Annotated in this window: 3 protein-coding genes; all 3 read right to left on the bottom strand. The window is 78.6% G+C overall.

Going from position 1 to position 9,640, the window contains the following annotated elements:
• Nucleotides 1-2 precede the first annotated feature (2 nt).
• Genes ABT160_RS32370 through ABT160_RS32360 form a run of 3 tightly spaced genes read right to left on the bottom strand, consistent with a single transcriptional unit; the run spans nucleotide 3 to nucleotide 9,537 of the window.
• Nucleotides 3-3,860 carry a non-ribosomal peptide synthetase gene (locus tag ABT160_RS32370; protein ID WP_351651496.1) on the bottom strand — a complete coding sequence of 1,286 codons (3,858 nt, stop codon included), beginning with the start codon at nucleotides 3,858-3,860 and terminating at the stop codon, nucleotides 3-5.
• Complete coding sequence (locus ABT160_RS32365; RefSeq protein ID WP_351651495.1) at nucleotides 3,857-8,494, bottom strand: non-ribosomal peptide synthetase; 4,638 nt, start codon at nucleotides 8,492-8,494, stop codon at nucleotides 3,857-3,859. Before ABT160_RS32365 ends, ABT160_RS32370 begins: the two co-directional genes overlap by 4 nt.
• Nucleotides 8,494-9,537, bottom strand: a complete 1,044-nt coding sequence (locus tag ABT160_RS32360) for a MupA/Atu3671 family FMN-dependent luciferase-like monooxygenase (protein ID WP_351651494.1) — start codon at nucleotides 9,535-9,537, stop codon at nucleotides 8,494-8,496. The genes ABT160_RS32365 and ABT160_RS32360 overlap by 1 nt, the downstream gene beginning before the upstream one ends.
• Nucleotides 9,538-9,640: the final 103 nt, after the last annotated feature.

The following is a 9,640-nucleotide window of genomic DNA, read 5'->3' as shown; positions in this document are numbered from 1 at the left end:
CCTCAGCCCCCCGCGAGCGCCTTCTCCACGACGGCCGCCACCCGCGCCGCCGGCTCCGGACCGAGCACGCCGCCGTGCTCGCAGTCCAGCTCGTGCACGTCCACCGCGGCCGAACAGGCCCGCCAGGCCGCCGTCTTGTCGGCGGTGGACGCCTCCGCGCCGCGCGTCGCCGAGAACAGCGTCACCCGCCCGTCGTACCGCCCTGGCCGCCAGTGCCGCACCATCCGGACCAGCTGCCCGACCCCGTCCACCAGGCCCTCGAACCGCTCGGCGGGCAGCCCGGCGAGCACCGGGCTGCGCTCCCGCAGCCGCGCCACCACCGCGCCCCGGTCGGCCGGGCCGTCCTCCGGCGCCCCGCCCGGCAGCGCGTTGCGCAGCAGGACCCGCAGCGCCTCCCGCTCCACCACGTCCGGCGGGAGCGGTACGGCCGCCACGGCGTCCGGCTTCGGCATCGCGTCCAGGACCGCCACCAGGGCGACCTCCTCGCCGGCCGCCCGCAGCCGCACCGCGACCTCGTGCGCGGCGGGCCCGCCGAACGAGCGCCCGAGCAGCAGGTACGGGCCGCGCGGCTGGACCGCCCGGATCAGCCCGGCGTACTGCTCGGCCAGCTCCCCGAGGTCGTCCGGCACCGCGCGCCCCTGGTACGACGGGGCCTGGACCGCGTGCACCGGGCGCTCCGGCAGCAGGTGCGGCAGCAGCGCCGCGTACGCCCAGCCGAGCCCGAACCCCGGGTGCAGGCAGAACAGCGCGGGCAGCGAAGGGTCGCCGCGCCGCAGCGTCACCAGCGGCCCGAACGCGTCCTGCTCCGCCCCCGCCCCGGTCAGCCGCGCGGCCAGCCCGGCGGGCGTGGGCGCCTCGAACAGCGTCCGCAGCGCCAGCTCGGCGCCCAGCTCCGCCTCGACGCGCGTCACCAGGCGCAGGGCCAGCAGCGACTGCCCGCCCAGCGCGAAGAAGTCGTCGTCCGGGCCGACCCGCTCCACCCCGAGGACCGAGGCGAACAGGGCGCATAGCCGCAGCTCCCGGCCGGGCCGCGCGGGCCTGGCCGCCACCGGGGGCGCCTCGGGCTCCCGCGGCTCCGGCAGCGCGGCCCGGTCGACCTTGCCGTGCGGGGTCAGCGGCACCGCGTCGACCAGGACCCAGGCCGAGGGCACCAGGTGCGCGGGCAGCAGCCGCGCCGCGTGCTCCCTGACCCGCTCCGGGTCACCGCCCACCAGGTGCGCGACGAGCCGCTTGGTGCCGTCGGGCCCCGGCCGGGCGCCCACCACGGCCCGGGTGACCCCGGGGCAGGCCGCGAGCACGGCCTCCACCTCGGCGGGCTCCACCCGGAAGCCCCGCACCTTGACCTGGTCATCGGTGCGGCCCGCGAACTCCAGTTCGCCATCGGCGCGTTGGCGGGCCAGGTCCCCGGTGCGGTACATCCGGGAGCCGGGCGGGCCGTAGGGGTCGGCGAGGAAGCGTTCCGCCGTCGGTCCGGGGCGCCCCAGGTAGCCCAGCGCGAGACGGGGCCCGGCCAGGTACAGCTCCCCGGCCGTCCCCCGCGGCACCGGGCGCAGCAGCTCGTCCAGGACGTAGGCCCGGGTGCCGTCCAGCGGCCGCCCGATCGGCAGCGGTCCGTCCGCCGCGCCCACCGGGTGGGCGGTGGCGAAGACGGTCGCCTCGGTGGGTCCGTAGCCGTCGACCACCCGCAGCCCCGGGCAGTGCTCGCGCACCGCCCGCACCGACTCCGGGGGCACCACGTCACCGCCGGTCCACAGCTCGGGCAGCCCGGAGAGCGCGCCCGGGTCCAGGTCGGCGACCGTGCGCAGGAGTTCGGCGGTCAGCCAGAGCGCGTCGGGCCGGGCCGCGGGCAGCAGCCGCCGCAGCAGCTCCGGCGAGGTCCGCTCCCCGGGCGGCGCCACCAGCACGGTGCCGCCGCCGAGCAGCGGCACCCACACCTCGTACAGCGCGGCGTCGAAGGTGTGCGCGCTGTGGAACAGCACCCGCCGGTGCCCGGCGAACCGGCGGTCCCTGGCGAGCCCCGCGACGGCCCGGTGCGGCACGAGGACGCCCTTGGGGGTGCCGGTGGAGCCTGAGGTGAACATCAGGAAGGCGGGGGAGTCGGGGTGGTTCCGGACGGACTGATGATCCGTCACCTCGGTTGTTCCGTCCGGTAGTCGGCTGAGATCCGCACCTGTCCCGTACGGTATGCGGCGCACGTCCGCCGGCAGGTCCACCGCCTCCGCCACCACCGCCGCCCGCGCCCCCGCCGCCCCGGTCAGCGACGCCAGGCGGGCCGGGGGCTGGGACGGGTCCAGCGGCAGGCAGCACGCGCCCGCCTTCAGGACCGCCAGCTGGGCCACCACCAGCTCCGCCGAGCGCGCCAGCGCGACCGCCACCACCTCACCCGGGCGCACCCCCGCACCGGCGATCCCCGCCGCCAGCGCGTCCGAGGCCTCGTCCAGGGCGCGGTACGTGAGCGTGAGCGGCCCGCACTCCACGGCCGGGGCGTCCGGTGCGGCGGCCACCCGGGCCGCGAACGCCTGCGTGAGCGTGTCCGGGCCACCGGCGAGCGGGTCCCCGTGCCAGGACCGGCGCACCTCTGCCGCCTCCGCCGGGGGCAGCACGTCCAGCGCCCCCACCGGGCGCGCCGGGTCGCCGGCCAGCTCGGCCAGGGCGCGGCCCACGCGCGCGGCCGTGCGGGCGGCCGGGACGCCGCGCGTGTTCACCCGCAGCAGCATCCGCTCCCCGGCGACCACCGCCAGCGACACCGGGTAGTGCGTGCCGTCGAGGGTCGCGACCGGGCGCAGGACGGCCTCCGCGTCGGCGCGGGGCTGCGGGAAGTTCTCGAACGCCAGGACGCTGTCGAAGAGTTCGGCCCGCCCGGCCGCCCGCGCCACCTCGGTGAGCCGCGCCTGGTAGTACGGCGCCAGCGCGACCCGCTCCCGCTGGATCCGGGCGAGCAGCTCGCCGACCGGCTCCTCGGGGCGCAGCCGCACCCGGACCGGAAGGGTGTTGATGAACAGGCCGACGATCTCGGCCACGCCCGCCAGTTCGTGCGGACGGCCCGAGACCACGCCGCCGAAGACCACGTCCCGCGTCCCCGTGGTCCGGGCCAGGACCAGCGCCCAGGCCGCCTGGGCCAGGGTGTTGAGGGTGACGCCCGCCCCGGCGGCCCGGTCCGCGAGGGCCGCCGTCAGGTCGGTGGGCAGCTCCAGGTCTGCCGTGTCCACGCCGGTCCCCGGGTCCACCGCCAGCGGCGCCGGGCCGTCGAGCCCTTGCAGGGTCGCCGCCCACCGCGCCTCGGCCTCGCCCAGGTCGCGCCCGCGCAGCCAGGCCAGGTAGTGCCGCAGCGGCACCGGCGGGGGCAGCGGGAGGCCCCGCGCCAGGGCGTCCAGGTCCCCGTACAGCACCCCCAGCGACCAGCCGTCGACCAGCAGGTGGTGCAGGGTCAGCAGCAGCTCGGTACCGCCGTCGTGGCGGATCACGGTGCCCCGCACCAGCGGCGGGCGCCGCAGGTCGAAGCGGACCAGCCGGTCCTCGGCGAGCACCCGCTCCACCGCGCCGGGGCCCCGCCCGCGCACGTCCGCCTCCCGCCACGGCACCACCGCCTCGCGCGGCACCACCGCCACCGGCCGCTCCAGGCCCTGGTGGCGCAGGCACGCCTTGAGCACGGGGTGCCGCTCCAGGAGCCGGTCCACCGCCGCCCGCACGTCCACCGCGCCGCGCACCTCGAACCGCGCCTGCACCAGGTACGGGTCGGGCCCCTCCGGGTGCGCCAGCGCGTACGCGTACAGGCCCTCCTGCGCGGGCCCCAGCGGCAGTACGTCGGCGACCCGGCCGCCCCCGCCCGCGCGCCCGGCCCCGGCCCCCGCCCCGCTCACAGGTCCAGCTCCAGCGCGTCCAGCTGCTCCGGGCTCAGGTCCACCAGCGGGAAGTCCGACGCGGTGTGCCCGCCCGCCTCCGGGTCCGCCGCGTGCGCGGCCAGGTCGGCCAGCGCCGCCCCCCACAGCGCGGCCAGCCGCTCCACCTCAGCGGCGTCGAGCAGCCCCCGCGGGTACGACCACGTCGCGCACAGCCGCCCGTCCACCGCGACCACGTCCACCTCCAGGGCGTGTCCGAGCGGGACGCCGTCCGGGTCCCCGCCGAGCAGTTCGCCGCCCGCCACGTCGGAACCGGACAGCCGCCCGAGGTAGTTGAAGCGCACGTCCGGGACCGGCAGCGCGGCCAGCCGCGGCGCCGTGCCCGGGTTCAGGTACCGCAGCAGGCCCCAGCCGAGGCCGCCGCGCGGCACCGCGCGCAGCTGCTCCTTCACCCGCTTCAGCGCCTCGCCGGGACCCGTGGCCGCGTCCCCGGGGTCGAGCCGCACCGGGTACTGCGTGGTGAACCAGCCCGCCGTGCGCGAGACGTCCACCGGCTCGGACAGCTCCTCGCGGCCGTGGCCCTCCAGGTTCACCAGGAGCCCGCCGCCGTCGCCCCGCCAGCGCGCGCAGGCCGTCGCCAGGGCGGTCAGCAGCACCGCGTCAGGACCGCAGTGGAAGGCGTGGGGCACCCGGCCGAGCACCGCCCCGGTCAGCTCGGGGTCCAGCTCGCTGTCCACGGTGGCCCGGGTCCCGCCGGCGCCCCGGCCGCCCGCGATCCGCGCCTCCGGTCCCGCCAACCCCCCCTCCCACCAGGCGGTTTCCTCCTCCGCCCGGTCCTCGTGCAGGGCCTCCTGGCGCAGCAGCAGGGCCCAGGCGCGGAACGGCAGGCCGGGCGCGGGCGGCTCCCCGCCCGCCAGGGCCAGCGCCAGGTCCGGGCCGAGCACCCGCCACGAGACGCCGTCCACGGCCAGGTGGTGCGCGGTCAGGAGCAGCCCGCCGGGGCGGTCGGGGCCCGCGTCCAGCCAGGCCGCCCGCAGCGCCGGACCGGTGTACGGGTCGAGCCGGGCCGCCCGTGCCCGCCCGGCCGCGAGCTCCCGCAGGTCCTGCGGGCCGGAGGCGTCCACCCGTACGAACTCCGGTACGAGCACGCCCGGTTCGGCGACCTCCAGCTCCTCGTCGCCCGGCAGCAGCCGGATCCGCAGGGACCCGTGCCGCTCGGCCAGGCCCGCCACGGCCGCCCGCAGCCGCTCCTCACCGGTGCCCGGCTCCACCGGGAACAGCATCGACTGGGTGAACGCGGACCGGTCGCCGCCCTGCTCGCGCCACCAGCGCATCACCGGCGTCAGCGGCAGCCGCCCGGCCTCCGCCCAGCCGGCCGCGGCGGGCGTCCTGGCCTCCCGCGCCGCCACCGCGAGGCCCGCCGGGGTGCGGGCCAGGAACACGTCGTGCGGGCCGAACGCCAGACCGGCCGCCCGGGCCCGCCCGGCCAGCAGGATCGCCATGATGCTGTCCCCGCCGAGCCGGAAGAAGTCGTCCTCCGCGCCCACCCGTTCCAGCCCCAGGACCTCCGCGAACAGTGCGCAGAGCGCCTCCTCGCGCCCGGTGGCGGGCCGCCGCGCGCCCGGGACCACCGGCCCCGGCGCGGGCAGCGCCGCCCGGTCCACCTTGCCGTTGGGCAGCAGCGGCAGCGCGTCCAGCACCACCGCGTCGGACGGCACCAGGTGCGCGGGCAGCAGCGCCGCCGCCCGCGCCAGCAACTCGCCCGGCCCCACCCCGGCCTGACGCAGGGTCACATAGGCGACGAGCCGGGACCCGTGCCCCGCCACCACCGCCCGGTCCACCGCCGGGTGCGCCGCCACGGCCGCCGCCACCTCGCCCGGCTCCACCCGCAGGCCCCGCACCTTCAGCTGGTCGTCGGCGCGCCCCAGGAAGTCCAGCGCCCCGTCCGCCCGCAGCCGCACCAGGTCGCCGGTGCGGTACATCCGCGCGCCGGGCGGGCCGAAGGGGTCCGCGACGAACCGCTCGGCGGTGGCCCCGGGCAACCCGTGGTAGCCCAGCGCCAGGCCCTCGCCCGCCACGTACAGCTCGCCCCGCACCCCGGCCGGCAGCGGCCGCAGCCGCGCGTCCAGGACGTACGCCCGGGTGCCCGCCACCGGGGTGCCCAGCGGCGGCGCGGTGCCGTCCGCCACGGCCGGGCCGCTCAGCGTCGCGGCCACCGTCGACTCGGTCGGCCCGTACGCGTTGTGCACGCGCCGCCCGCCCGCCGACCAGCGCTCCACCAGCCCGGGCGGGCACGCCTCCGCCCCGGTCGCCAGGGCCCGCAGCGCCGGGTAGGGACCCTCCGGCAGGGTCGCCAGGACCGACGGCGGCAGCATCGTGAACGTCACCGCCCGCTCCGTCAGCACCCGCGCCAGCTCCGGGCCCGCGAGCGCCCCCGGCCCCGGCAGGACCAGCGTGCCGCCGGAGCCGAACGCCATGCACAGCTCGCCGATCCAGATGTCGAAGGCGGGCGAGCCCAGCTGGAGCACCCGGCTGTCGGGACCGAGCCCGTACCGCTCGCACAGCGACCCCGCGAGCGCGGCGATCCCGGCGTGCGGGACCACCACGCCCTTGGGGGCGCCGGTGGACCCGGACGTGTAGATCACGTAGGCGGGGTGGCCGGAGGCCGACTCCCGCCGCGGCAGGGGCTCCTCGTCGTACGCCCGCTCGTCGAGCACCAGGACCGGCACGTCCGCGGCGCCCACGGCGTCCTTCAGCGCGCGCGCCGCGGCCTCCGGGTCGTCGGTGACCAGCAGCGCGGGCCGCGCGTCCGCCAGCGTCGCCCGCACCCGCGCCGCCGGGTAGTCCGGGTCCACCGGCACGTGCGCCGCGCCCGCCCGCTGCACCGCGAGCGCGGCCACCACGGCCAGCGGGCCCCGGCCGAGCAGCAGCGCCACCCGGCGGTGCGGGCCCGCCCCGTGGCGTACCAGGAGGGCGGCCAGGCGGTCGGTGCGGTCGGACAACCCGGCGTACGTCAGCGAGAGTTCCGGCGCCTCCAGGGCCACCGCCCCCGGTTCCCCGGCGGCCCGGCGGGCCACCAGGTCCGGCAGCGAGGACGGGGCGGGCGCCGCCGGGCCGCGCCCCGCGGCGAGCAGCCGGTCCCGCTCACCGGGCGGCAGCAGCACCAGGTCGTCCACCGCCGTGCCGGGCGCCCGCGTCACCTCCCGCAGCAGCTGCGCGAAGCAGTCCGCCCAGCGCTCCACCAGCGCCGGGTCGAACAGCTCCGCGCGCACCTCGAAGCTGGCGTCCATCGCCTCCGAGCCGTCCTCGGCGTCCCGCACCACCGCCACCAGGTCGTGCTCGCCGCCGGTGTGGATCCGCTCCGGCCGGGAGAACTCCCGCAGCGTCGCCACACTGCGCTGGCGCGCCAGGTGCATGAACACCCAGCGGAACAGCGGCGACCGCCCGGCGTCCCGCTCCGGCGCCACCGCCGACACGATCCGCCCCACCGGCACGTCGGCGTGCGCCATCAGACGAGGGAAGTCGGCCGTGAAGCCCGCGAGGACCTCCTCGAAGGAGTCGCCCGGCCGGATGCGCCAGCGCGTGGGCACGGCGTTCATCACGTACCCGATCACCCGCTCAAGGCCCCGGGCCGAACGGTTCGCCGTCGGCGTGCCCAGGACCAGGTCCCCGGCCCCGGTCAGCCGGTGCGCCAGCACCGCGAACGCCGCCATCAGCACCACGTACACCGACGCCCGGCGCTCCCTGGCCAGCGCCCGCACCGCCCGCGCCACCGGCTCCTCCAGCCGGAAGCGGACCTGGGCGACGCCCGCGCCCGGCCGCCCGGACGGACCGCCCGGCACGGTCAGCGGCCCCGGCGGCCCGGCCAGGTACTCCCGCCAGAAGTCCAGGCGCGCGTCCAGCACCCCGGACTCCGCCAGCTCGCCCTGCCAGGAGGCGAAGTCGGCGTACTGGACCGCGGGCCGGGCGAGCGCGGGCGGCCTGCCGTCCCTGACCGCCCGGTAGGCCTCGGCGAACTCCGCCTGGAGCACGTCGAAGGACCACCAGTCGGTGACGATGTGGTGCAGGCCCAGCATCAGCGTCGAGCGGTCCGGACCCGTCGTGACGTACCGCGCCCGCATCAGGTGGTCCCCGGCCAGGTCGAACGGGCGCCGCCGGAACGCGTCGAAGGCCGCCGCCACGTCCCGCCCGGAGCCCCGCAGGTCCTCCCGCTCCAGGACCAGCGGCCCGGTCTCGGGGAACTCCAGGAGCAGCTGCCCGGGCTCCCCGGTGATCCGCGCCCGCAGGACGTCGTGCTGCGCCCGCACGTGCGTCAGCGCCGCCGCCAGGTGCTCCGGGTCGACCGGCCCGTCGAAGTGGTAGGCGGCGCACAGGTTCAGCGCCCCGGTCCCCGGATACAGCGAGTCGTACACCCACAGGTCCTGCTGCGCCGGGCTCAGCGGCACCGGCCCGTCCGCGCCGCGCGGCGGCACCACGGCGGGCACCGACTGGACCTTCCCCGCCGCCACCAGACGGCGCAGCAGCGCCACCCGCCGCTCCCGGTCCAGCGCGCCGAACCGGTCGGCGAGCGAGGCGGCACGGACCGCCCCGGGCCCGGCGGCCGGGCCCCCGCCGCTGCCGGCCGGCCCCCGGCCCCCCGCGAACTCCCCGGCCATCAGACGTCCTTCCGCAGCGCGGCGAGCCGGCGCAGCCCGGCCATGACGGTGTCCCGGCCGAGGCCGAAGTCGATGAAGCAGGCCACCTCGTCCACGCCCAGCTCGCACAGGTCGGCGAGCATCTTGCGGCAGGACTCGGGCGAGCCGAGCAGCGAGCCCCAGCGCAGGTAGCGGCGGAACGCGAACTCGGCCATCAGCGCGGTCTGTTCGCCCGACAGCTCGGCGGTGCGCCGGTCGGCCGTGCGGTTGGCCGACGTCTGGCGCACGTACGAGCGCAGGTACGCCTTCAGCGGCGCGGCCACCAGCCGCACCACCTCCGCCTCGTCCGCGCCGACGTAGGCGTGCGTCATCAGCGTCACCCGGCCGTGCGCGTCCGTGCCGCCCTGCTCGGGCGCCCCGGCGCAGGCCGCCCGGTAGCGGGCGATCTTGTCGGCCAGTTCCTCGCGGGTCTGCCCGACGACCGCGCCGAGCACCCCGGCGCGCAGCCGCCCCGCCGTCTCCCAGGTCGCGGGGGAGCCCGACGTGGTCAGCCACAGCGGCAGCCGCTCGCGCACCGGCCGGGGCTGGGTCCGTACGGACGTCAACGCACCGGTTCCGTCGGGCAGTTCGACCTCCTCGCCGGCCCACGCCCGACGCAGCACCGGGACGTCCCGCAGCAGCCGGGCGCGCCGGTCCTCATACGCCTCGGGGCGCACCACGAAGTCGGCGGAGTGCCAGCCGGTCGCCACCGAGAGGCCGACCCGGCCGTGCGAGAGGTTGTCCACCACCGCCCAGTCCTCGGCGACCCGCAGCGGATGGTGCAGTGGCAGCACCACGCTGCCCGCCCGGATCCCGATCCGCTCGGTGGCCACCGCGAGCGCCGCGCCCAGCACCGGCGGGCTCGGGAAGACCTGCCCCACCTGCTGGAAGTGCCGCTCGGGCGTCCACACGGCGTGGAAGCCGAGCCGGTCCGCCTCGCGGGCCAGCGCCAGCACGTCCTCGTACGCCCGCGCGTGCCCGCTCTCGCCCACGTCCGCGCCGAAGAACATCACGCTGAGGTCCACGGCACCCCCTCCCGCCGCTCGTCGCCGTCTCCCGCGTCCCCGTCCCGCCCGGCGCCCGGCGGCCCGGGGCGCGGCACCCGGGCGCGGCGGGGGATGGGCGCCC

Origin of the sequence: Streptomyces sp. NPDC001941 (assembly GCF_040296945.1) — a bacterium.
In the GTDB taxonomy this organism is placed as follows: domain Bacteria; phylum Actinomycetota; class Actinomycetes; order Streptomycetales; family Streptomycetaceae; genus Streptomyces.
This window is presented reverse-complemented; position numbering and strand designations above follow the sequence as displayed.